The sequence below is a fragment of the Rhodococcus sp. ARC_M5 genome (genome assembly GCF_022810405.1).
GTDB lineage: Bacteria > Actinomycetota > Actinomycetes > Mycobacteriales > Mycobacteriaceae > Rhodococcoides > Rhodococcoides navarretei.
In genome coordinates, this window is sequence record NZ_JALGQE010000002.1 from 1 (window position 1) to 23,147 (window position 23,147).

At 61.9% G+C, this 23,147-nt stretch carries 18 protein-coding genes and 2 pseudogenes; 5 read left to right on the plus strand and 15 right to left on the minus strand.

Annotated features, from left to right (window positions below; genetic code table 11):
- Positions 1–450: 450 nt before the first annotated feature.
- The 8 genes and pseudogenes from MTX34_RS03260 to MTX34_RS03295 form a co-directional block, all read right to left on the minus strand.
- Positions 451–1,646, minus strand: a pseudogene (locus MTX34_RS03260) (IS110 family transposase).
- A 440-nt stretch (positions 1,647–2,086) separates the two neighbouring features.
- On the minus strand, positions 2,087–3,151 hold the full coding sequence (locus tag MTX34_RS03265; RefSeq protein WP_027498261.1) for a BtrH N-terminal domain-containing protein: 1,065 nt from the start codon (positions 3,149–3,151) through the stop codon (positions 2,087–2,089).
- A 46-nt stretch (positions 3,152–3,197) separates the two neighbouring features.
- A complete protein-coding gene (locus MTX34_RS03270) occupies positions 3,198–4,034 on the minus strand; it encodes an SDR family oxidoreductase (RefSeq protein ID WP_068046070.1) in 837 nt (278 codons plus the stop codon).
- Positions 4,035–4,423: 389 nt separating this feature from the next.
- The gene (locus tag MTX34_RS03275; protein ID WP_054186661.1) at positions 4,424–5,164 is read right to left on the minus strand and encodes a transglutaminase family protein; all 741 of its coding nucleotides are present in this window, start codon (positions 5,162–5,164) and stop codon (positions 4,424–4,426) included.
- A 69-nt stretch (positions 5,165–5,233) separates the two neighbouring features.
- Complete coding sequence (locus MTX34_RS03280) at positions 5,234–6,442, minus strand: NAD(P)/FAD-dependent oxidoreductase (protein WP_068046072.1); 1,209 nt, start codon at positions 6,440–6,442, stop codon at positions 5,234–5,236.
- The gene (locus tag MTX34_RS03285; RefSeq protein WP_027498265.1) at positions 6,439–7,827 is read right to left on the minus strand and encodes a cytochrome P450; all 1,389 of its coding nucleotides are present in this window, start codon (positions 7,825–7,827) and stop codon (positions 6,439–6,441) included. Before MTX34_RS03285 ends, MTX34_RS03280 begins: the two co-directional genes overlap by 4 nt.
- Positions 7,828–7,851: 24 nt before the next feature.
- Positions 7,852–8,172, minus strand: a complete 321-nt coding sequence (locus MTX34_RS03290) for a 2Fe-2S iron-sulfur cluster-binding protein (protein ID WP_068046075.1) — start codon at positions 8,170–8,172, stop codon at positions 7,852–7,854.
- 225 nt (positions 8,173–8,397) lie between these two features.
- On the minus strand, positions 8,398–10,149 hold the full coding sequence (locus MTX34_RS03295) for an FAD-dependent oxidoreductase (protein ID WP_068046078.1): 1,752 nt from the start codon (positions 10,147–10,149) through the stop codon (positions 8,398–8,400).
- 429 nt (positions 10,150–10,578) lie between these two features.
- Here MTX34_RS03295 and MTX34_RS03300 point away from each other — a divergent pair, with 429 nt between their 5' ends.
- Positions 10,579–11,832: a CdaR family transcriptional regulator gene (locus MTX34_RS03300; protein ID WP_183130532.1), complete on the plus strand. Its 1,254-nt coding sequence runs from the start codon at positions 10,579–10,581 to the stop codon at positions 11,830–11,832.
- Between the two features lie 53 nt (positions 11,833–11,885).
- On the opposite strand, the gene MTX34_RS03305 is transcribed toward MTX34_RS03300, so the two are convergent.
- Entirely contained in the window at positions 11,886–12,290 is a 405-nt protein-coding gene (locus MTX34_RS03305) for a hypothetical protein (protein ID WP_147458399.1), read from the minus strand.
- Between the two features lie 654 nt (positions 12,291–12,944).
- On the opposite strand from MTX34_RS03305, the gene MTX34_RS03310 reads away from it, so the two are divergent.
- Both MTX34_RS03310 and MTX34_RS03315 read left to right on the plus strand, forming a co-directional pair.
- Positions 12,945–13,607 (plus strand): TetR family transcriptional regulator, encoded by a 663-nt coding sequence (locus MTX34_RS03310; RefSeq protein ID WP_045840684.1) that lies wholly within the window; start codon positions 12,945–12,947, stop codon positions 13,605–13,607.
- A 199-nt stretch (positions 13,608–13,806) separates the two neighbouring features.
- On the plus strand, positions 13,807–14,835 hold the full coding sequence (locus MTX34_RS03315; RefSeq protein WP_068046087.1) for an AraC family transcriptional regulator: 1,029 nt from the start codon (positions 13,807–13,809) through the stop codon (positions 14,833–14,835).
- A 133-nt stretch (positions 14,836–14,968) separates the two neighbouring features.
- On the opposite strand, the gene MTX34_RS03320 is transcribed toward MTX34_RS03315, so the two are convergent.
- The gene (locus MTX34_RS03320) at positions 14,969–15,613 is read right to left on the minus strand and encodes a hypothetical protein (protein WP_243608468.1); all 645 of its coding nucleotides are present in this window, start codon (positions 15,611–15,613) and stop codon (positions 14,969–14,971) included.
- Between the two features lie 73 nt (positions 15,614–15,686).
- A pseudogene (locus tag MTX34_RS03325) lies at positions 15,687–17,369 on the minus strand (Mu transposase C-terminal domain-containing protein).
- A gap of 173 nt (positions 17,370–17,542) precedes the next feature.
- Here MTX34_RS03325 and MTX34_RS03335 point away from each other — a divergent pair.
- Both MTX34_RS03335 and MTX34_RS03340 read left to right on the plus strand, forming a co-directional pair.
- The gene (locus MTX34_RS03335) at positions 17,543–19,489 is read left to right on the plus strand and encodes a CocE/NonD family hydrolase (protein ID WP_094665462.1); all 1,947 of its coding nucleotides are present in this window, start codon (positions 17,543–17,545) and stop codon (positions 19,487–19,489) included.
- Between the two features lie 10 nt (positions 19,490–19,499).
- Positions 19,500–20,411, plus strand: a complete 912-nt coding sequence (locus MTX34_RS03340; protein WP_057475224.1) for an alpha/beta fold hydrolase — start codon at positions 19,500–19,502, stop codon at positions 20,409–20,411.
- Positions 20,412–20,481: 70 nt separating this feature from the next.
- On the opposite strand, the gene rplA is transcribed toward MTX34_RS03340, so the two are convergent.
- From rplA to secE, 4 genes are all read right to left on the minus strand, one after another.
- Positions 20,482–21,201, minus strand: a complete 720-nt coding sequence (rplA, locus tag MTX34_RS03345; protein ID WP_027498276.1) for a 50S ribosomal protein L1 — start codon at positions 21,199–21,201, stop codon at positions 20,482–20,484.
- Positions 21,202–21,290: 89 nt separating this feature from the next.
- Complete coding sequence (gene rplK / locus MTX34_RS03350) at positions 21,291–21,725, minus strand: 50S ribosomal protein L11 (RefSeq protein WP_008713829.1); 435 nt, start codon at positions 21,723–21,725, stop codon at positions 21,291–21,293.
- 64 nt (positions 21,726–21,789) lie between these two features.
- Positions 21,790–22,614 carry a transcription termination/antitermination protein NusG gene (gene nusG, locus MTX34_RS03355; RefSeq protein WP_027498277.1) on the minus strand — a complete coding sequence of 275 codons (825 nt, stop codon included), beginning with the start codon at positions 22,612–22,614 and terminating at the stop codon, positions 21,790–21,792.
- Between the two features lie 60 nt (positions 22,615–22,674).
- Positions 22,675–23,145 carry a preprotein translocase subunit SecE gene (gene secE, locus MTX34_RS03360; RefSeq protein ID WP_243608469.1) on the minus strand — a complete coding sequence of 157 codons (471 nt, stop codon included), beginning with the start codon at positions 23,143–23,145 and terminating at the stop codon, positions 22,675–22,677.
- Between the last annotated feature and the right edge of the window lie 2 nt (positions 23,146–23,147).

Here is a 23,147-nt window from a genome sequence, read left to right on the forward strand (position 1 = left end):
TGGGTGTGGTCTGGGCAGATTCGTGGCCACAGGCGGTCACATTCGTGGCCGCGAGTGGTCAGTTCTTATCGGCCGTCAGTGGGCATATTCATGGCCGCCTGTGGTCAGTTTTTCATGGCCGCCGACAAAGAACGAATGCGTCTACCGAACGATCTACTCCACCAAAAGCAAAGCACGACAAGACATCGTCAGATACATCGACGGCTTCTACAGTTCACAACACCGCCATTCGGCGCTCGGGTACCGAACCCCGAACGCTGTCCACTACAGTTACGGGCAGTCCGCAAACGCGGCTTCAGAATAGTCATCTCCAGTGTCGGAAATCCTCGCGGCAGATCAACCCCACGCACGGCATCCGACCGTGATCGTCGGCGAACGCGGGTACAACCGCTGCCGTTGGTACCGTTGGGGTGAACCTCACGCCTCAATAACGTGTCCCTATGGTTTCTGTCAAGCTGCGTGAGCTGCGGGCGGTTGGTACAGGGTCTTGTTCTTGAGCATGGCGTACAGGACGTCGCATCGGCGTCGAGCGAGGCAGATGAGCGCGGCGTTGTGTTTCCTGCCTTCGGCTCGCTTGCGGTCGTAGTAGGCGCGACTGGTGGGGTCGTGCAGCGCGGCGAAGGCCGAAAGGAACAACGCGCGTTTGAGTTTGCGGTTTCCTGATCACGCTAAATGCTCACCTCGGATCGAGGTGCCGGATCGGTGGGTCACGGGTGCGATGCCGGCGTAGGCGGCCAGGTGTCCTGCTGATTTGAATGCCGATCCGTCACCGACTTCGAGAAGGATGCGTGCGGCAGTCCTGACTCCGACGCCTGGCATCGAGATCAGGAGCGAGGAAAGAGGGTGGGCACCGAGCATCCTCTCGACGTCCGAGCCAACTGTGTTGCGTTGCTGCAGTGTCTCTTTGAGCGAGTCCGCCAGTTTGGGTAGAACAGTCTCGGCAGCCGCAGACCCGGGCACTACTACCGTCTGAGCCTCGAGTGCGGCGTAGATCTCCGCAACCAGTCTTGCCCCCATCCTGAGCGCGTTTTTGGCGGCGAAGCGGTCAGTTTCCGCTTACCAGCAGCGCGGATGCCGCCGGGGCTACCGCAGCGGGACAGGATCTCGAGCACTGCCGGGTGTGTCACACGCGGTCCGAGGACTCGTTCGAGCGCGGGGTGAATGCCGGTCAGCAGTCCGCGGATTCGGTTGCTGACGCGGGTTGCTTCACCGGCGAGATCGTCATCGAAACCGATCAGCACACCGAGCTCGGCGAGTGTGTCATCACCGGTATCGACTCGTCGCAGCGTGTGGGGCATGGTCCGGGCCGTGTCGGCGATGTGAACGCAGGCCCGCGCATCAGTTTTGGCTTGCCCTGGATACAGATCTGCGATGCGGCGCATCGACAGACCCGGTAGGGACGCGAACTGGTGCTCGCAGGATCGGGAGACGGTGACCGGCAGGGCGTCGCCGATCGTATTAGGCTGATCGACGACGATCAACAGCGGCCCGCGCGTGGCGAGGCGGTCGAACACTGTGCGCAGGCGGGCCTCGTCATTGGGTAGGGCTTTGCCGTACAGACGGGTTCCGTCGACGGCGAGACCGACGGCGTGATGTTCGGATTTTCCCACGTCGATGCCGCAAAACACGGCGTAGCTCGTGGCCATGAAGCAGTCCTTCGTCCGGTCACCGATCCGACGTCAACACCCGGCGACAGCCCCCCACCCCCCCCCCGGATCATCGATGACAGGGGCGAGAAGTCATACCGGGTCTGGCTACCGTAGCCCTCGGTTTCAAGTATCAGCTAGAAGATAACGGGCCTGGCCCGATAGCGCACACGACGCGGCCGTCGAGCCGAAAACGGTGACCGCGAACATCGAAGGCTTCCGTCGGCGGCTGAATTGTTGTCGGCGCGGGGCAGAGATCAGGGTCTGTTGCCGAGCAACGACACGGCATCGATGCAGCGTCCACCGAGAGGCGTTCGACTGTTCCGTCCGGCAACTCTTCGGTCGTTCGGTGCCTCCGCACGCCTGCGGCGATCCGGCACGAGAGGCTGCAGCACAGTGCGATGCACCGTCTACCGCGCGCCGTCGAACGACGATGGGCATCATCTCGTGATGGCGGACAGCGAGCGTGAAGCAGACTCCAGGGACTCCACCAGGATCAGCTCGAGTGCAGGCAGTTCGGCAGCCGACACGGCCACCGCAGCTGCGCGTGTTCGCACATCGAGACCGCGTTGTGTTCCGGCGCGGGCAGTTTCGGTCCAGGCCTGGGCGCAGTGATCGGCGGCCACCGCGAGGTCTGCGGTAGCGGGATCCCCGGTCAGACGTGCAATCTCGGTACAGCCGTCGGCGAGAAGCCGACGAAAGAGCCCGCCTCCGGTTCCGGCCTTTTCGATGAAGATACCGAGACTGAACAGCAACGTCTCGAGGTCATCGGGCGGAAGGTCGACCCAGCTCTTGACGTCGGTTGCCAGCTGGTCGACCGCGGCCAATCCTTCGGCACCGGCCGCTGGTACGTGGTCGGCTATTCCCGGTGTCGATGGGGCGCGCATGCTGGCGGCGGATCGGGCAAAGGCCGCGGCCGCGGCAGTAGACACGGGCGGCAGTGTCTGCGGCCATGTGATTCGGTACGTGCAGTGACGTGTCGGTTGCGGGAACGAGGTGGAAGATCGCGCCCGAGCGAGCGCGTCGAGCGGGATCTCCTGCACATCGGCCCGATCGTTGTCGACGACCGAGGCAGTCCCCCCGATCTCGTCGTAGCCGATCACCACGATGTCGTGACGACTCATCTGCAGTTTCACCCGTAGGTAGGGCAGCTCAGCGATATCGGCCCAGACCAGACTGGGTCGTCCCGCATCGATGTCGTCGCGAACCCATGACCATCCCTCAGCGGGATCGTCGGTCGTGAGAACCTCGACTTGTCCGCCGAGCCTGCGCGGTAAGTCGATCTCGAAGTCGGCACCGCGGCCGACCAGGTACATCGGTGGGACCAGGTCGTCCGATCGCAGGTAGGACAAACCCAGATCACCACCCAGTGCGAACACCAACCCCTCGTCGGGTGGTCCGTCCCATCCCAGACCATGCCACTGGAGAAGGTCTCGCATTGCACCTGACCCGCAGTGCCCTCCCATCCGGTGGGGATAGTTCTCGATCAGAGTCGTGTGGGTCACTGTGGCTGCCTTTCGGGTGGATGGTCGAGCGCGCGTGTCGGCACGCTCAGCTGTTCCGGATTCTGTCGAGATACGTTCGGCGAGCAGCCATGTCGACGTCCGCGAGGAACACCGAATCTGTGTTCAGGGCCGCACCCAGTCCGGTCGCCAGACGCCGGGGGACGAATTTCACCGCCGCGACCATTGCGCCGGCGAGACGGGTGACGCGGACGAAGGGGCGTGGATTCTCGATCAGATCTGCTGTCGCGCGGGCGATCTCCTCCGGCTCGGCGTTGCGTAATCCCTTTGCGCCGGCGGTTCCGGCGACGAGTTCGGTGTTGGTGAACGTCGGGCGGACTGTGGACAGTCGAACCCCTGACTTGCGGTACTCCAGTCGTGCGGCCTCTGTGAATCCGATGACTGCGAACTTGGTAGCGCAGTAGGTCGCCAAACCAGGTACCGCGAGCTCGCCGGCCAATGACGCAGTGTTGATGATGTGTCCGGTGCGGCGCGGCAGCATGCGCTGAAGAGCCAGTTTGGTCCCGAAGATGACCCCCAGGACATTGATCTCGACTTGCCGCCGGGTTACTGCATCGTCCTCTTCGTGGGCGTGGCCGGTAGGCATGATGCCCGCGTTGTTGATCAGGATGTCGAGGGGTCCGAGTTCACGTTCGACCAGGTCCAGAAACGTTGTGAACGAGTCAGGTTCGGTGACGTCGAGTCGGGTGACGACCTTCACCCCGAGTTCGGCGGCGGCCTCCTTCGCACGTGCCTCGTCGATGTCGCCGATGGCGACCCGGTGGCCTCGTCGAATCAACTCCTTCGCTGTCTGATAGCCGATGCCGCGAGCTCCACCTGTGATCGCCACGGTCCTGGCGGGGGTGTGAGGTGCGTTGTTCATCATGCTGCGCTCCTTGCATAGATAAGAGACATCGGTAGACGCCGTTCGGGCCGCTCTCGCGGTAGCGGCTGCGCACACAGGAGAGGGATATGGGTATCGCGCGGCGTCTCGTGCCCGGGGAGGCGTTCGGATCGGTCGTTCATCGGCCGCAACCCCAGCGGCAGAACGGGTCTCGTCTGTTCGGTGCAACTTCCGGTGCCCGGCCTCAACACGGCCGCGCCGACGAGACAGTCATGTGGCACAGCTCTGCCAGCAGGTGTCGGCTCACCCGATTCGAAGGTGTCCGAGGCGGTCCGAGTGTTCACGATCGCGATTGTTCGCGGAGAGAGCTCCGACCGATCGGCAGTCGGCCGCGATACGGGGTTCGGCGCGTATGTTCTCACCGCTTGTGTTCATCGAGACTCCCGCGGCGAGTTTCGATCCCCGGGAGTTTCGCCCGGCCGGGTGCGGCCGGTGAAAACATCATCGAGTGGGTGAGCGCCCGTGAAGATCGTGGGGCCGTAGGCGTGCCGAAGCACCGTCAAGATCGCGTTCAAGGGTAGGTCATCGAAGACTCCTCGCTCGCGGACATACTCCATGTGCTGAGCTCCGTCTGCGGTGAAGGCATGCATGAGAGCATCGCGATCGCCGTCGAATTCCACTGGCGGCACGCCGAAACGAGCGCACAACTCGACATTGAATGCCGGCGTGGCCTTCAACCACCGGCCCTCGATGTAGAGGCGACTGTAGCCGTGGTAGACGAACAGATCGGTGCCGCCCATCAGCGCGCGCAACGTCTCGGTCTGCAGGTGATTTCGGACGTCGGCGAAACCGAGCAGTGCCGGGATACCCGCCGCCCGGCACACTGCGGTCAACAGCACCGCCTTCGGGACGCAGTAAGCGCGCCCGGTCTCGAGGACGAAGCTCGCTCGATAGTGGGCAGGATCGTCCGACACGGTGTACGGGTCGTACCAGATCCGGTCGCGGACGGCGGCGAAGAGGCGTCTGGCCTTGTCACGGTCGCTGCTCGCATCCCCGATTGCCGCGGCGGTGAACGCCCGCACGGATTCGTGCTCGATGTCGAGGAAGTCCGTTGCTCCCAGATACGCGTGCGGTGGCTGCGTCGTATGTGCCCCGGGCGGGCGGTCTGTCATGGTCATCGCCGATGTTCCCTTCTCTGAGCAAACCGGTTGCTGTTGTGTGCACAACGACCGAAGGATCGGTCAGTTGCGCGCGAGTCCGCCGAGCATCAGGTCTTCGCGTTGGACGGAGAGTCGCTGGGCGATCACCCGTTTGCTGTACATGAACTCGCGCGGGCGACCTATGCAGTCGGCGGCAATGAGCTCACCGGCCTGGAGATAGAAGCAACTGAAATCACTGTCACGGGTGGGATCACCACTGAGAACCACTTCGTCGTATCCAGTGTTGAGGCCGGCGATCTGCAGCTTGAAGTGATACTGATCTGACCAGAACCACGGCAACGCTTCGATTTTTCTGGACTTCCCGCAGGCGGTCGAGGCAGCGACTTTGGCCTGCTCTCCTGCGCTCGAGACGGACTCCAACCGTAGTCGACGGCCGTAACGGGCCATGTCGTGGCTCGCGCAGTCCCCCGCCGCCATGATGTCGGGGTCGTTGGTCCGAGTGTGATCGTCGATCACGATGCCGTTGTCGATGACAAGACCCGCGTCGGCGGCGAGGTCGGTGTTCGGCTCGACGCCGACACCGACGATGACCAGATCTGCGAGGATCGATTCCCCGCTGGCCAAACTGACTTCACGAACCTCACGGTCACCGGACAGGCCTTCGACCATCGCGTTCGTTCTGATGTCGACTCCCTGCTCGCGATGTATCCGCTCGAAGAACGTCGAAACCTCGGGAGCAGTGACCCGCTCGAGCACACGCCCAGTTGCCTCGAGAACTGTGACCTGCACGCCCAGTGCGCGCAGCGATGCCGCTGTCTCGAGTCCGATGTAGCCGCCTCCGACGATCACCACCCGCCGGCCAGGGCCGGTGGCCATACGGATCCTCTCGACGTCCGCTGCGGTACGTAGGTAGTAGACCCCGTGGAGATCGGCCCCGGGAACGGTGAGCCGACGAGGGCGGGCTCCCGTGCACAGCGCGAGCTTGTCGTAAGCCAGCTTCTCCCCGGTGTCGAGAACGACGTTGCCTTCCGACCGAACGATGGCCTCCACCTGCGCGTTCAGGAGCTGAATACCTTGCTTGGAGTAGAAGTCCGTGCTGCGAATGGCGATATCGTCGAGTACGCATTTGCCCGCCAGGTATGCCTTCGACAGCGGGGGGCGTTGATAGGGAGTGGCAGACTCGTTACCGATGAGGACGATCTCGCCTGTCCAACCTTCTTGGCGCAAACTAGCTGCCAGTTGTGCCCCAGCATGGCTTGCGCCGACGATGATCGCCCGTTGCGATGTCATGCGCTGGAAGTAGGCGTCAGGCGCACCATCATCTTGCTGATGCCCCGCACGAAATTCGACTGAACATACTCGGGGTCGCCGACGACCTCGATGTTCTCGAAGCGGGGAAGCAACTCCTCCCACAGAATCCGCAGCTGCATTTCGGCCAGCCGATTGCCCATACACCGGTGTACACCGAATCCGAACGCGATGTGATTGCGCGCATTGGCACGATCGATGATGAAATCATCAGGATTCTCGAAAACGCGTTCGTCGCGGTTACCCGAGGCATACCACATCACCAATTTGTCACCCTTGCGGATGAATTGTCCGTTCAGAACGGTGTCGGCTTTGGCAATTCGGCGCATGTACGCCAAGGGTGTTTGCCATCGGATGATTTCCGAGTTCATGTTGGGGATCAAATCGGGATTGGCCTTCAATTTCTCGAACTGGTCGGGGAATTGGTTCAACGCAAGAACGCCACCGCTCATCGAGTTACGCGTCGTGTCGTTCCCACCGACGATCAGCAGGACGAGGTTGCCCAGAAATTCCATCGGACGATCGATCAGATCCTTGGTGTCCTCGTTGCTCTGCAACATGGTGATCAGATCGAAACCGGACTCTTCCCCTGCAGACCTCCTGGCTGCTTTGTCATGCCAGAGAGCGCTGAGGCCACGGGCCATGTCACGCATGCCCTCGAACACCTCGTCGTTGTCCGAGGGCCCACCGTTGGCTTGCTCCATCGAGGTTGCCAAATCGGACCAGTAGACGAGTTTGCGGCGTTGTTCGTAGGGGAAATCCAGAAGAGTTGCGAGCATCCGAGCTGTCAACTCGATCGAGACATTCTGCACCCAGTCGAACGGCTCGTTCAAGGGGAGGTCGTCCAATACCTCCCGTACCCGCGATCGGATCAGTCCCTCCATCTCCCGGAGGTTCTTCGGTGCGACAACCCCCTGGACGGCAGCGCGCTGCTTGTCGTGGCGTGGCGGGTCCATCGCGATGAACATCTCGATATCGAGAAACCGGGGCGGGACGCCGATGACGATGAACGGTTCGGCCGAGAACACAGCGTGGTTCTTGTCGACGGCCACGATATCGGCATGGCGCGTGACCGACCAGAACGGGCCGAACGGACTGTTGGGTTGGTAATGAACCGGTGCCTCGTTCCGCACGCGCTCGAAGTACGACTGCCACCGCCCTTGTCTGTAGAGAAAGGGGTTACTGAGGTCGATGTCGGCGAGCTCGACATCCTCGACCGGTGGGATGGGACTTTCGACGAAGATCTTCTTGCCATTCGTGCCAGTCACCCACCGTCGGGTCTTGTCGTACAGATGAGCGCCCTGGATCTGCAGCCCTATAGGGATGGTCGACTGGACCTTGTCGGTGATCGACTCAGAAACTTTCATGCTGTCGTGCCTGCCTTTCACACATCACAATTGGAATTCAGGTGTTCGAACGATCAGGCCATCCCACGCTTTTGAGGCCACCATCTGGCACGACAACCGAGACGTGGGTTCACGCTCGGGGTTCATAGCCAGCATCTCCTCCTCGTTGGCACCGGACAGACCCACCTCTCCTGACCACTGCGGGTCGACGATCACATGGCAGGTGCCACAGGCCGTTTCGCCCCCACAGTCTCCATCGATCCCCGGCACAGCATTGTCGGTTGCAATCTGCATCAACGATCGACCTTCGACCAAGCCCGCCTCGTGCTTCCCACCATCGTGGGCGACGAAAGTTACAACTGCCATGTCAACTCCTCAATTTTCTTCGCGATTGATAACAGTGTCGCCGCAAACGTGAATGGCGGCCATGTTCCGTAGAGTCAAAAACTTGTGAATTCGGGTCAGACGGTTCGCCCCAGAGATCCGACCTGAGTCCACTCCAGATGTGGAGTGCGACAACTCTGCGCTCCGCACGAAGGCATCGAGCGGCTGGGCTCCTGTTTCGAAATGCGCGCTCACCAAGTACTTCTTTCACCGCGAAGCCGTCTCACCGGCGACCAGATGGCCATTTCGGATCTCGACGATAGGCAATCTCAGCCCACCCGGAGCGTCCACCGGAACAACGGGCGAGTTGGGGGCGATGGGATCGAGCCGCTGATACGGAAGCCCCTGTGCCGGACGAAGATCGAGCTCGCCCTTGTTCGGCCACAATGCGGCGGACCGCTCGGCCTGCGCGCTGATGGTCAGCGACGGATTGACCCCGAGGTTCGCCGACACAGCCGCCCCGTCCACCACGCTCAGCGTCGGGTATCCGTGGACGCGGTGGTACGGATCGATGACGCCGTGCGCCGAATCCGAGGCAATGGCGCAGCCGCCGAGGAAGTGCGCGGTGAGCGGGATGTTGAACAGCTCTCCCCAGGTGCCTCCAGCGACGCCGCCGATCTTCTTGGCGATGCGCCGGGTGGCGTCGTTGCCCTCGGGGATCCACGTCGGATTCGGCTCGCCGTGGCCCTGCCTGCTGGAAATCTTGCGGCCGAACGGCCCACGCTTGGTGAATGTGGTGATCGAGTTGTCGAGGTTCTGCATCACCAGCGCGATGATGGTGCGCTCGCTCCAGTGCCGGACATTGACGACGCGAACGAACTGAACCGGGTGTGCGATCAACGCGAACACGAACTTGAGCCAACGCGGGATCTTTCCGCCGCCGTCGGTCATCAGGGTCTGCAGCATTCCCATCGCGTTCGAGCCCTTGCCGTAGCGGCACGGTTCGATGTGCGTGTTGGGGCTGGGGTGGAACGAGGACGTGATGGCCACTCCGCGCGTGAGGTCCATGTTCGGATCGACCGCAAGCTTGGCCGCTCCGACGATCGACTCGGAGTTGGTGCGAGTCAGTTCGCCGAGTGTGTCCGACAGCTTGGGCAGCGCGCCCGTGTCTTTCATCTTGTGCAGCAAATTCTGGGTGCCCCAGGTGCCCGCGGCCAACACGACATTGGCTGCGCTGTACGTCTTCTTGCCCTTGCGGAGCCGAGCGCCGGTGCGCTCGGTGTCGACGTCCCAGGTGCCGTCGGATCGCGGAACGAGACCGGTCACGGTCGTCATCGGCACGATCTCGGCTCCCGCGCGCTCGGCCAGGCCGAGGTAGTTCTTCAGCAGGGTGTTCTTGGCTCCGTGGCGGCAACCGGTCATGCACTCACCGCATTCGATGCATCCGGTGCGCTCGGGACCTGCACCGCCGAAGTACGGGTCCGGGACGGTCTTGCCGGGCTCGTCTCCGAAGAACACTCCCACCGGCGTCTGAATGAAGGTGTCGGCGACGCCCATGTCCTCGGCCACCGACTTCATGACCTCGTCGGCCGGGGTCATGTGTGGGTTGCGCACCACGCCCAGCATGCGGGTGGCCTGGTCGTAGAACGGAGAGAGCTCACTGCTCCAGTCGGTGATGTGCGCCCACTGCTTGTCCTCGAAGAACGGTGCCTGCGGCTTGTAGAGAGTATTGGCGTAATTCAGGGATCCACCGCCCACTCCGGCACCGGCGAGGATGAGGCAATCGCGCAGCAGGTGCACACGCTGGATTCCGTACAGACCCAGCTTCGGTGCCCACAGGAAACGCTTGAGATCCCAGCTGTTCTTCGCGAAGTCCTTGTCCTCGAAGCGTTGCCCGGCCTCGAGGATCCCGACGCGGTACCCCTTCTCCACCAGCCGCAGCGCGGTGACACTTCCGCCGAAGCCCGAACCGACGATCAAGACGTCGTAATCGATTGAACTGCTCGGTGGCGTCGCCATGGCGTCTCCTTCTGGTTCTTCAAACCGGATAACTGCTCCTCGCCCCAGGGGCCGGGACCCAGCGCGAGAGTGCGCCCCCTCGACGGTGAGACCAAAGCCGACCGCCTGCCTACCCGGGCACACTACTATACAGACGATGACTTTTTGTCCAATTAATTGACAGATGCAGCCTGCGTGTACAGATACTAGTGGTGCAGCTCATTAACCACAAGCCGCTGACGCTTCCGTCACCGGCGAGCCGAACCGAAAGGAGCCGGTGCGTCAGAAGCCAGCAAGGAGGGCTCTGACGAGAAGCCGAGGTGCACAGGCGGCGGGGCAAGCCCCGAGATCGACAAGGTAGATCCGCAGCGATCGTCACCGAAATGGCGCGCCGCTCCAGAATTGAACTACCAGGATAGGTATGACACTAAAATGATATCGACTCATTTGATGGAAACACTTGTGGACGAGATGGAGGACAGAAAGGCAGAGTTGACGGAGAATATCTCTTCATTCATAAGTGCATCAATCCATGAAATGAACGGCAATGCAGACGCAACCGGACTTCTACACACCAGCGTGAAAGCCAACATCAATGCGGCTATCGACTTCCTGGCCGACAGGACTGAGCACGACAACTTGCGAGCTCCGCATGCCGCCCTGTGCCATGCTCGCGTTCTCGCACACACGCATGTCCCGCTGACGGCGCTCGCGCGCGCTTATCACCTGGGCCAATCGAGATTTCTTGAGCATGTCCTGTTCTCGCTCTCGCGTGCTACGCACACGTTGGCCGCGAATCAACTTGCGCATCTGGTCAGCAGGTCTGCCGTCTTCATAGACCGCGTGTGTCAGGACGCATGTTCAGAATACGAAGCGGAGAAATCGAAGATACGTGAAGAAAATAGTTCTGTAAACACGGAACTCGAACGCGCAATGTCGACATCATGCACAGATTCTTTGGGCGCATACAAAATCGATTCATATTACAATCTCACAGGAAACCATATTGCCATTGAGTTTTGGACGAATGACCGGGAACCATTCCCGAGAAAGTCCTGGCACCAGCTCGTAGATACCGTTGGCGTCAGACTCGGTACGATCGGTCGACCGCAAGTCAACAGTAAAGGCGATGCCCGATCCCTGGTTTGGTTTCCGATAATTCACGCCGGAAGGATTTGCCTTGAAAGCGTTACAGACGTTCTTCAGAAGTACGGCCGAATTCGAGCAGCAATTGGAACCGTGCAGAGTGGTGAAAATGGTTTTCGGAAGACAGCCAGGCAGGCAGAGCGCGCGGCCCGCGTAGTTTCGGACGGCAAGGTCGACATCAGTCCGGTGGTAACTTTCGAGGAAGTTGCAGCCATCACTCTTCTGCTCGAAGATCCGGAAATCCTAAGGGATCTAGCGGAAGACTCACTCGGAGGCTTGCTTCTGGACAGTGCGCGGAACCGCAGGCTCCGCGAGACCTTACGAGTCTACCTAGCAAACAACTGTAGCGTTACCGCGACCGCTCACGATATGACGATCCATCGAAACACGGTCAAATACCGCATCCGACAAGCAGCGAAAGAGTGCGGTTGCAAGCTGGACGATGCCGGCATCCTCATGAACCTCAGGATTGCGCTGGATGCCGCGTGGTGGACACCCAGCACAGTACTCAAGTTACCCATACCGCTCGGCTCAGCAGACGCACGGTTGACGGTTTGAGCAGGGTGGCTGCGACCCGGCTCAAACCTTCCAGGTTTCCAGCGTCACGTTCGTCAGACTCCATTGCCATGCTGATTCACGATTGTTGCTATCAGAATATCGAATGCCGCATTCGGTGAAAGCGACTTGATTCGGTCATTCATATCCATTTCTTTGCCCTCGATTCCTTCACCTGTCGCAATGTTCGCCGCATTTGATTCGACAGATCCTTCGGACGTCTCCAAGATTCGACCGGCCCACACTCCGACTGGCGAAGGATCAGTAGCAAGATACTGCTCGCAGTCGGTCAGTATATGACATTTCATGCAAGAGTCTGCTGCAGTTTTATGACGCGCAGCTCGCTGAGCAACCGTCTCGTAGGGTGGATCGGATTCGTAGTCCCACAGTTCGGGCTCCCCCTGGCAGGGTGTGACCAGCACCCGACCACGAACTGCGAGACGGTCCAATGCTCGATTCAAGGTTGATTCCTTTAAGTACGGGAGCGAACTCGATACGACCTAGTTGTACGATAGCTATTCCTCATGTGTCAAAGAGGGAAGGATGATTTGTGCATAAAGAACAAGGACTCCTTGCGACTTTGGCCAACTTGGACATATCACAGAACGGTGCCGATCCAGTACGATCGACACCACGACGACGGCCCCTTCAGGCCTCCATGGCTGCAGTGGAAATCGAGGTATCGTGCTGGATTTTGCATTCTTCACATTGACACCGCTCCTACTGTTCATGTTGGCACCCTCGTGGAATCCGTTGACCTACCACGGTGCGCGAGTCGGATCGAACGCCGAAATATTCGCGACGTGAAAATCAGCCAGATGTAGGTCGAGCTACGCAGACGAGGGGTGTGCGTAGCCGACCTCTGCAATGGAGAGCTTTTCTGACGCCACACGCCGGCAGTTGTGCCGAATTGCATGCTCTGCGTTCGCTGCACGCCGCTCGGGAAACCTACCGAAAGAACAGATGAGTTCTTCGTAGGTGTTCGGCTCACCGCTGCGCCTGGTTCGTTCGCCCGCAGATAACGCCAATGGTCGCATCGCTGGCAGCATCGACGCGCTGGCGACAGCGACATCATCTCCCACCACCAATGTCCGAACGCGCCTAGACTTCTATTCATGAGTTCCGTCCACACTGCGCGCCCTGATGGTGGCTACCGGACAGCGGCAAGCACTCTCCTTCGTGCGACCGCGTTAGACGCATTGAGCGCTCTCCTGCTGCGGCAGAGCTGGAAGTCCGTGACCATGTCCGAGGTCGCGAAGGAAGCCGGTTTGTCTCGACAGACCATCTATAACGAGTTCGGGTCCCGGCGCGGTGTGGCGGAGAGCTACGCGATACGACTGACCGATCAGCTGGTCAGTGTGGTGGACGATGGCCTCTACACTTGCGTTGGTGATATCAGATTGGCGCTCGGCCGAGGCTTGGCTGCGTTTTTCGCCGTCTCCGAACGTGACCCATTGGTCAGATCGCTACGAGAAGAAGACGCATCCGCAGACCTCCTGCGGCTCATTACTGTTCACAGCACCCAGCTTGTCGAGCGAGCCGCAGATCACCTCTCTGCCACATTTCAGCGATGCTGGGTGCAAGCCCCGAAACGCCAAGCCGATATCCTGAGCACGTCCATCGTTCAGATGGCCTTGGCGTATGTCTCACGGCCCCCGACTGACGCAGCCCAGACCGCCACCGATATCGCAGACCTACTCGCTCCGTACATCGAGGGGTTCCAAGATTTTCAAGCCAATCCAGAGTTGAGCAAGACGACTCGATTCGGTCGACCGTAGCGACAGCGGTGTAGCGCCGCTAGCGTCGGTGTCACGCAATATTCCCATTCTCAAGACAAACGAACTTCCGGACAAGAATCCGTCCAGCTTGCCACCACCTCAGTTCCTGGCGTGATCGACGAAAGTGTCGTCGCAAACGTGGGTGACGGCTATGTTCGGTGGAGTCATAAACTTGTGAATTCGGGTCAAAGGAATCACCGTGAAGCTGAGCGACGAGGGCGTGCCACCGCTTGCGTTCGTGCAACTGCTCGAACGCCGCGCACTCGACCCTGACGCCGCCGCGCGCCTTCGTGCAATCATGCACCGCGAAGGAACCAGTGAAGCGACGCTCATTCAGCATGACGTCCAGGCACCGATACGGTGGTTTCGGGAGGTCTATCCCGAACTCGATATCGCCCACGCCACTCGACTCGGACTTGCGTTTGCCGAGCAGGCCCAGTTGACATCGTTCGGGCCCCTGAGTTCACCTTTGATCAGCGCTGGTTCGGTCGCCGAGATCGTCGATCTCCTGACATACCTGCCATTGATCTCCACGGCGTTGAAATCGCAGTTCCACACTGGCGACTACGGTCTGATCGTCGGGCTCACTGCGCACACAGGCGATTCCGCACTGGACTGCTTGGTCATCACCTACGGCGGGTCGGCGTTATTACGACTGCTGGACATGCTCGCCGGTGACATATCGCCGGTGACACTCCATCTGAGCTGGCCGGAGCCGACCGAGGTGAGCCACGACAAAGGTCCGGGGGCGAATCGCCGGTTCTTCGACGCTCCGATTTCCTTCGTCCACGTACCCGAGGACACACTAAACAAGGCTTGTCGGTTCTCGGACCCTCTCGCATATCGACTCGCTATCACTGATCTGCAGCGGACACTCGCCCAGCGGAGTGGGTCCATGTCATCCGCCGAGAAGGTGAGGCAACTGTTGGAAAAGGACCTCGGACAGCGAACCAACCATGATGTTGCACAAGCATTGTCGATGTCGAGCAGCACGTTGAAACGGCGGCTTGCCGAAGAAGGAACCACCTACAGCAAGGTCCGCCACACGCTGCTGTACGAACGCGCGATGCTACGGCTCCTCGATCGCTCGGTTTCGGTCAGCGAGATCGCTTCCGAACTCGGATACAGCGACCTCGCCAACTTCTCTCATGCCTTCAAACGCTGGACCGGGCGCTCTCCGAAAGATTTCCGAAACCCACGACTCTCGGACGACCCGGATTCGACGTAGACCACAGACGGGGTCAGATCGATGCCTCGTTCGTTCGCGGCCTGGTCGATCTTCATCTCGGAGATGTCGGAGACGTCACCGCCTCCCTGCCGTGAGAAGAAGAGTGTGTGCAAACCCGAGTACCAACCACTTGTCACTCGACGGTGTCGGCCGGCACGCGTGCGGTCTCCGATTCGAGAAAGTCGACGAGAGCTTCCAACAGGCTGTCCGCGCGGGTTTCGACATCGGCGAGGACGGAGTCCACTTCGTCGAGAAGACCGTGGGCGTGTCTACGCGCAAGCGTTCCGCGTTCGTAGTAGCCGGGGTCGAGTAGGACCCGCGGTACTGGATCCGGTGCCGCGATCTGCTCCGGATGTTGTGACCGCGCAGTGGGCTGCAGGTGGGTGGGTGCCCGTCCGTCCAGGTGCATTCGCACGATGCCCGCTACCGCACGGGCGGTCAGCGGGGTCGCAGCCAACGGGGTGTGGCCCCACCGGTCGATAGGAGTCGACAGCGGCTGTCGATCGGCCGGATCGAAATACCGGTCGTATCCGCCGAGCCCGGTACCGTCCACGGCATCGAGAGCGTCGGCGAGCATTCGGGTGCTCGCATACCGGGTCTGATGGCCGAGCACCTCACACCAGCGCTGGAACACCGTGCGCGGAGGAATGCCCGTCCCCGCCAGCGCGAGGGAGGTGAGGGTACGAACGCCGCGGCCTGTCTCGACGCGAAAGGCGTCGAGACCCGCATCGGCGGTGACATCGCATGCCCGCAGGGCCGCGATCTGCGTGTACGGCATCCGCAGGTGCCCCAAATCCTCAATGGACGACTCGGCGGGTTCTTCGCCACTTCCTGTCTATGCGGTCATCGCCTCACCATTCCTCGATGTCGCTGAAGACCGGCGTGGCGGTGCCGCCGTCCGCTCGAGGCTCCACCGGCGGGTGGATCGCCGGGATCGGTGCACACGCGGCGGCACCGGTGAGATGCATGCGGCGGGCACGGTTGCGCCGGGCTTTGCGGGTGGCTTTCTGCGAGCGGTCGGTGACCTCGCGCATCTGCTCGATCATCGAAAACAGAGCGCTCTCATCGACGTTCGACCGACCTTGTTCGCGGAGACGGGCGATAGCAGCTCGGTGCTCCCACAGTGTCACCGCGGGATGTGACATCGTCCGGTACGGCACCTCGACATAGCCGGCACCGTCTGGTTCGAGGACCCAGATTCTGCTCAAATCGCGTGGGTCACGTCGTATCACGAACCGCCCCAAATCCTCTCGCCGCGCAACCCACGGTTTGAGCGCGTTCGAGAAGTAGTGCACGTGATCGAGAACGAAGCCCGTCCGCGTCAGACGTCGCCGGATGACGGGAAGAAAGTCCACCAAGAACGCGGTTTCGCCGAGCACCACACGAGGGGCATGACCAACTGCGGCGACCCCACCGGCCCACACGGCGGCCGGAGTGTTCCCGATCCCTGCGTGAACGCTCGCGTGATACGAGGCTATAGCCAGGACCAGCCAACGCTCCAACTCACGCAATGTCAACGCCGCGTGCTTGTCCGAGTCGTAACTTCCTCGGTCCGCTGGGTTCGAGAAGGTGGTCCCAGGCAGCTCGTGCACCGCCGTCATCGCCGTTCCGATGATGCGTTCGACGATCCCGCCGTAGTGCGGTCGGCCCGGAGGACGGTACTCGAGGGTGATGGCGTGCTGGGCGCATCCGCGGCGCAGCGCTTCGCTTTTGAACTCGGAGGCGTTGTCGAGATACAACTGCTTCGGCTTCCCCGCCATCGGCCACTGCACCTGCTCCGCCAGCTCGCATGCCTCCAGCCACGTCTGCTTCCCGCAGCACACGCGGCCCAGGCACAACCCGACCGATATCGACGACGGCGGCTCCAGAGTGACGACGAACCCGAGTACGGAACGGCTGAAGACATCAACGGCGATCGTCAGGTAGGGGCGGCCGATCGGTTACCGCTCTTACTCGTCAACGACCATCAGATCGACGACGGTGTGGTCGATCTGGACCTGATCGAGAATCCCCGAAACCGTCGGTGGAACGTCGCCGGCGGACTGACGTGGGCGGGCGGCATCGGGTCCTCCGCCTGACCTGGCCACCGATGCCGGAGGGAGCGCGGCGATACGCGCAGTGACGGTATTTCTGGCCGGCACCGGCAAACCCGCGCGATGACACGCCAGTGCTATACGTCGGTGCAGCGCAGCGACACTCAGCTTCTGGCGGTGAAGAAAATAGCGGGTGAGATGATCGCCGATCACTTCCTCGACCTCAGCCGCTACTCGGCTGCGGCCACGCCCTCCCGACGAGACCTTCGTCAGAAGATCGGTGACTGTCCCCGTCCCGTTCCTGAGCCTGCCGACCAACGTGTAGACCTGCCGCCTGGACAATCCCAACCGTTGCGCGGCATCGTCGACCGCTTCCGAACGCACCGAATGCATCTCCAGCAAGGGAGCCAGGACAGCGAAACGGGCCTCGGCCTGGGACCACCGCTCCCCCGACGCTGTCAGCACACCGGTCTCCACGACGTCGAGCTTGTCGGGGTCCACCACAAGCCTCCCTGTCACCGAGAGCCGAACGTGCGACCGTGCACCGCACTTCTGACATCAGAATGTCAGAAGACACGTGCACTCACCCTCGAAACGCCTGCAAAGAGTGCAGCCGTCTTCTGAAGTTGACACCTCGGGACAAACAGGGTCGTTCGACGGTCTAGTCGACGTTCATGACTGCCGTGCAGCCCCACCCCCTACTGCAACCCGTACGCGACCCCAGCGGCGGCGACGCGGCAGCGGCGTGGGCGGCGATCGTGCGCGAGGAACCGCGGTATCCGCGAGTGTCGGTATCGGCGAACGTTCGTATCCCGATGAGCGACGGCACAGCGCTGCGCGCGTACGTCGTCCGCCCCGCCGACGCATCGGGTAAGGCGGTGACGGGGAGTTTTCCCACCGTCCTGAATCTGACGCCGTACAACAAGCTGCTGATCAAGAGCATCGACACGATCCTCGAGACCCCTGTTCTCGGTCGTGCGATCAGAGCCTTCTCGTCCGCGTTCGACCTCACCGGAACCCGTTTCGACGGCATCACCGAGATCACCCGAGTGGTTGCAGGCGGGGCGGCGGACCTGCTGTCGGTCAACCGGCACCTCGTCCGCAGCGGGTACGTTCAGATGATCGTCGATGTCCGCGGCACCGGCAGTTCCTCGGGCACCTGGGACGTGCTGGGCACCCGCGAACAACTCGATTCCCTCGAGGTGATCGACTGGGCCCGACGCCAGTACTGGTGCAACGGCAGGGTGGGAATGGCCGGCATCTCGTACTCGGCGATCAATGCGCTGCAGGCCGCAGCCAAGCAACCCGCCGGGCTCGACGCGATCTTCGCCGTCGAGGGCTCGGTGGACATCGTCCGCGAGATCTTCGCAACCGGAGGGGCCACCTCGGCGTTCATCCCGCTGTGGCTCACCGCCGTCAACGCATTGAAGTGGGCACCGGCCATCGGCGGCATCGACACGTTCACCTGGCTCCGCGATCGCACCCTGTCCCCCGCCACCAACCTGTTCGATCTGGCCAAAGGCTTTGTCACAGGACGAGATTCACGAATCTACGACGACGAGTACTACGACACCATCGACGCCGCCATCGAGGACATCGCGGTGCCGACATTCTTGTACGGCTGCTGGCACGACATCTTCGGCGGCTCCGCCCCCGACATCTACAACCGGCTGTCCCTCGAACGCGGATCGAAGCAGTTGCTCGTCGGTGACGGGTACCACGGCAACCCCGGAATCGGGTTCGGCGAACCGGGCTTTCCACCGCGTCTCGATATGCTCGAGCGAGCCTGGTTCGACAAGTGGCTACGCGACATCGACAACGGAATCGAGAACTACGGCCCCGTCACGTTGCGTCAACAGGGCGGCAATTGGACTGCGCACGGCCGCTTTCCGGCTCCGCGGGCGCAACCACGCAGGCTGTACCTGTCGGCGACGCCCTCAGGAACGGCAGCCCACGCCGTAGCCGACGGCAGCCTCACGACCGAACCGGCCACGTCCCGCGACATCCTGACGGTGCGGCCCTCGTTGCGGGCCGTCGTCTCGCGTGACACCACCCAGGTACTCGCCGGCGTGACGGCAGTGTTGGGGGGCGGATTCACCTACGACAACCGGTTCGCCGAAGGTGCCGCAGTCACCTTCACCACCGGTCCGGCCGAGTCGGACGCCGTTCTGTCCGGTCCGATGAATCTGCATCTTCGAGTGGTCTGCCACGCACGGGAAGCGTTGTGGGCCATCATGATCTGCGACGTCGCTCCCGACGGGACCTCGACGGTGCTCAGCAACGGCGCTCTTCTGGCCTCGCGTCGAGCCGTGGACGACGAACGTTCCTTGTTCGCGCCGAACGGCGACTACACCCGGCCCTACCACCCGCTCACCGAAGCGGCGCTGCTTCCGGTACCCATCGGCGAACCCATCGTTCTCGATATCGACATTCTCACCACCGAGGCCGTCATCGCCACTGGCCACCGACTCCGGGTCGACGTATTCGCCACCGACACACCACGGTTCATCCCGATCTTGCCGGACCTACTGCGCACTCGACTACGCAAACAGGACATCAGCATCGACCCGGAAAGCCCGAGCTACCTGGTGGTGCCCATACTCGGTGAGCCGGGCTGGTAGGAACGACATCATGAGAATCGAACAAGGCATCGCGCCGGCGAACTCCGTCGAGATCGCGTACGAGGACATGGGTTCGGTCGATGACCCTGCGGTCCTGCTGATCATGGGCCTGTCCGCGCAATTGACGTTGTGGCCCATGGATTTCTGTACCCGCCTCGTCGATGCGGGATACCGAGTGATCCGCATCGACAACCGCGACATCGGACTGTCCACGAAGATGACCGGGCAAAAGGTGCGGGGATCCCAGATCCTCCGAATGATCCGACACGAGCTCGGGATGTCTTCCGACGTGCCCTACACGATCGTCGACATGGCCGCCGACGCCGTAGGAGTACTCGATCACCTCGGCATCGATACCGTGCACGTCGTCGGTGCATCGATGGGAGGCATGATCACTCAGGTCTTCGCCGGTAGTTACCCCGAACGAACCGAATCGGTGGGCATTCTCTTCTCGAGCACCAACGAGCCGTTCCTGCCTCCGCCGGACCCACGCGCCCTGCTGCCCCTGCTCGGTGGCGTCGGGAAGGACGCCACGAAAGAGGAAATCATCGCGCATTCGGCAAAGACGTTGTCCACCATCGGCTCTCCCGGCTTCCGCACTCCGCTCGAGGAACAACTGGAGATCGCGCAGGTGATGTACGAGCGGAACTACAACCCCTCGGGCGTCGTGCGGCAGATGGCTGCGATCACCGGCACCGGCAGCCTGCGGCCGTACGCGAAGAAGATCACCGCGCCGACGACCGTCATTCACGGGACCGCCGACAGACTGGTCCGACCGTCGTGCGGCAAGGCCATCGCCCGCGCCGTTCCCGGTGCCGAGCTGACGCTGATAGACGGCATGGCCCACGACCTACCCGCCGCGTTGCTCGACCGCATCAGCGGCATCGTCCTGGCCAACTTCGCTCGCGCGAACGCGGCCTAGATCCTCGGCAAGACCCTACGACGAAGGCCGGCCTCCCTGGGGAGACCGGCCTTCGTTCGCAGATACGAAATTACGCGTTCGCGTCGTCCTCGAGGAGGTTGCGCGTGCGGTTCGGATCGACCTGGACGCCGGGTCCGGTGGTGGTCGAGACGGTGACCTTCTTGACGTAACGACCCTTGGCCGACGACGGCTTCGCACGCAGGATCTCGTCCAGCGCTGCGCCGTAGTTCTCCACCAGCTTGGTCTCGTCGAACGAGGCCTTACCGATGACGAAGTGCAGGTTGGCCTGCTTGTCGACGCGGAAGTTGATCTTGCCGCCCTTGATGTCGTTGACGGCCTTGGTCACATCGTTGGTGACCGTGCCCGTCTTCGGGTTCGGCATCAGGCCACGCGGTCCGAGGACACGGGCAATGCGGCCGACCTTGGCCATCTGATCGGGGGTGGCGATCGCGGCGTCGAAGTCCAGGAAACCGCCCTGGATGCGCTCGATCAGATCTTCTGCTCCGACGACGTCGGCTCCTGCTGCCTCGGCCTCTGCAGCCTTCTCACCAGCGGCGAAAACAATAACCCGAGCGGTCTTGCCGGTGCCGTGGGGAAGGTTGACGGTGCCGCGCACCATCTGATCCGCCTTGCGGGGATCGACGCCGAGTCGCACTGCAACCTCGACGGTGGGGTCGAACTTGCTCGACGCGGTCTCCTTGGCCAACTTGGCGGCTTCGAGAGGAGAGTAGAGATTGTCCTGGTCGATCTTTGCGGCCTGCTCGAGGTAGGCCTTGCTGCGCTTTGCCATGTCTTGCTGTCCTTCGTTCGAGTTCAGTGTGGTTGACGAGCCTGGCCGGCTCTCCCACGTGTACTTCGGTTACTGCAGAGAGCTGGTAATCAGCCTTCGACCGTGATGCCCATCGAGCGAGCAGTGCCGGCGATGATCTTCGCGGCCTGATCGATGTCGTTGGCGTTGAGGTCTTCCTGCTTGGTCTTGGCGATCTCGCGCACCTGATCCATGGTCACCTTGGCGACCTTGGTCTTGTGCGGCTCGCCGGAGCCCTTTGCCACGCCTGCAGCCTTGAGCAGCAGCTTGGCAGCGGGAGGAGTCTTGAGCTTGAAGTCGAACGTGCGGTCTTCGTAGACCGAGATCTCGACCGGTACGACGTTGCCGCGCTGCGACTCGGTCGCGGCGTTGTACGCCTTGCAGAACTCCATGATGTTGACGCCGTGCTGGCCCAATGCGGGGCCGACGGGCGGTGCCGGGTTGGCGGCACCGGCCTGGATCTGAAGCTTGATGATCCCGGCTAGCTTCTTCTTCTTCGGGGGCATTTCTTTTTCCTTGTATTCGCTCGGGTTTCTTGCGGTTGCTACTGCAAGTCTGTGCGCGCGGCTTCTAGATCTTGGAGACCTGGGTGAAGCCGAGCTCGACCGGGGTTTCACGGCCGAAGATCGATACCAACACCTTGAGCTTCTGCTGCTCTGCGTTGACCTCGCTGATGCTGGCGGGGAGAGTCGCGAACGGGCCGTCCATGACGGTGACCGACTCGCCGACCTCGAAGTCGACCTCGATGGTCGGCTTCGACGTGGTGTCGCCGCTCTGGTCGCTTGCGCCTGCGGTCGCTTTCGCGTCCTTCTTGGCACCTTCCTGCGGCATGAGGAACTTGACGACTTCGTTGATGGTCAACGGTGACGGACGCGACGTCGCACCGACGAATCCGGTGACGCCGGGGGTGTTGCGCACCGCGCCCCAGGACTCGTCGTTGAGTTCCATGCGGACCAGGATGTAGCCGGGCAGAACCTTGCGGTTGACCTGCTTGCGCTGGCCGTTCTTGATCTCGGTGACCTCTTCGGTGGGAACTTCCACCTGGAAGATGTAGTCGCCGACGTCGAGGTTCTGCACACGGGTCTCGAGGTTGGCCTTGACCTTGTTCTCGTATCCGGCGTACGAGTGGATGACGTACCAGTCGCCGGGAGCGCGACGCAGAGCCGCCTTCATCTCGGCGACGGGATCCTCGGGCTCTGCCGTGACGTCGGCGTCAGCGGCCTCGTCGCCTTCGGCGGCAACGTCGTCCCCGGCGGCAGCGGCCACGTCGGCCTTGATTGCTTCGTCGGTCTCGCGGTCCTGAGCGGCCTGCTCCGCTTCGAGGCCCTGCTTGGTCGCCTCGACATCGGCGTCGAATGCGGCCACTTCGGTGGCGTCGTTGTGCGGCGTGCTCACGTCAGCACCCTTTCTCTAGTTTCCTGCTCGGTTCGATCGTCGAAAAGTCGGCCGTCTCGGTCAGCCGAACAGCCAGCCGACGCCCTTGATGAACAACACGTCGAGACCGCTGATGTACGCGACCATGAACGTCAGGAAGACGAGCACGACGGTGGTGTAGGTGACCATCTGCTTCTTGTTCGGCCAGATGACCTTGCGCAGTTCGGCAACAACCTCGCGGAAGAACTGCAGCAGCCGCAGAAAAACGTTGGGCCGCTTGTCTGCCTTGGCCTTGCCCGAACGTCCCTTGCCGGACGTGGCTTTCGTGGACGCGCTCGCAGTCTTCGTCATCGACACCGAGGCAGCACCGGTGCTGCGTGACCTGCTCGACGATCGCTTACCAGTGGGTACGACAGCCTCCGCAGAAGATCCACCGGCAGACGTATCAGCATCGGAGAGACGGCCCTCGGAGCCAGGTACGACGTCGTCTGGGGCCGAAGAGTCCTCGAACTCCCCCGATCGACCGTCGCGCTTACCGCGCTCCTCGCTCACGT

Bases quoted from the DNA above. Each gene is read 5' to 3' on its own strand.
- MTX34_RS03320 (WP_243608468.1), bottom strand. From the start codon at position 15,613: ATGCCGTACACGCAGATCGCGGCCCTGCGGGCATGCGATGTCACCGCC.
- MTX34_RS03335 (WP_094665462.1), top strand. From the start codon at position 17,543: ATGACTGCCGTGCAGCCCCACCCCCTACTGCAACCCGTACGCGACCCC.
- MTX34_RS03300 (WP_183130532.1), top strand. From the start codon at position 10,579: ATGGAAACACTTGTGGACGAGATGGAGGACAGAAAGGCAGAGTTGACG.
- MTX34_RS03340 (WP_057475224.1), top strand. From the start codon at position 19,500: ATGAGAATCGAACAAGGCATCGCGCCGGCGAACTCCGTCGAGATCGCG.
- MTX34_RS03280 (WP_068046072.1), bottom strand. From the start codon at position 6,442: ATGACATCGCAACGGGCGATCATCGTCGGCGCAAGCCATGCTGGGGCA.
- rplA (WP_027498276.1), bottom strand. From the start codon at position 21,201: ATGGCAAAGCGCAGCAAGGCCTACCTCGAGCAGGCCGCAAAGATCGAC.
- MTX34_RS03290 (WP_068046075.1), bottom strand. From the start codon at position 8,172: ATGGCAGTTGTAACTTTCGTCGCCCACGATGGTGGGAAGCACGAGGCG.
- rplK (WP_008713829.1), bottom strand. From the start codon at position 21,725: ATGCCCCCGAAGAAGAAGAAGCTAGCCGGGATCATCAAGCTTCAGATC.
- MTX34_RS03285 (WP_027498265.1), bottom strand. From the start codon at position 7,827: ATGAAAGTTTCTGAGTCGATCACCGACAAGGTCCAGTCGACCATCCCT.
- MTX34_RS03310 (WP_045840684.1), top strand. From the start codon at position 12,945: ATGAGTTCCGTCCACACTGCGCGCCCTGATGGTGGCTACCGGACAGCG.
- MTX34_RS03295 (WP_068046078.1), bottom strand. From the start codon at position 10,149: ATGGCGACGCCACCGAGCAGTTCAATCGATTACGACGTCTTGATCGTC.
- MTX34_RS03275 (WP_054186661.1), bottom strand. From the start codon at position 5,164: ATGACAGACCGCCCGCCCGGGGCACATACGACGCAGCCACCGCACGCG.
- MTX34_RS03270 (WP_068046070.1), bottom strand. From the start codon at position 4,034: ATGATGAACAACGCACCTCACACCCCCGCCAGGACCGTGGCGATCACA.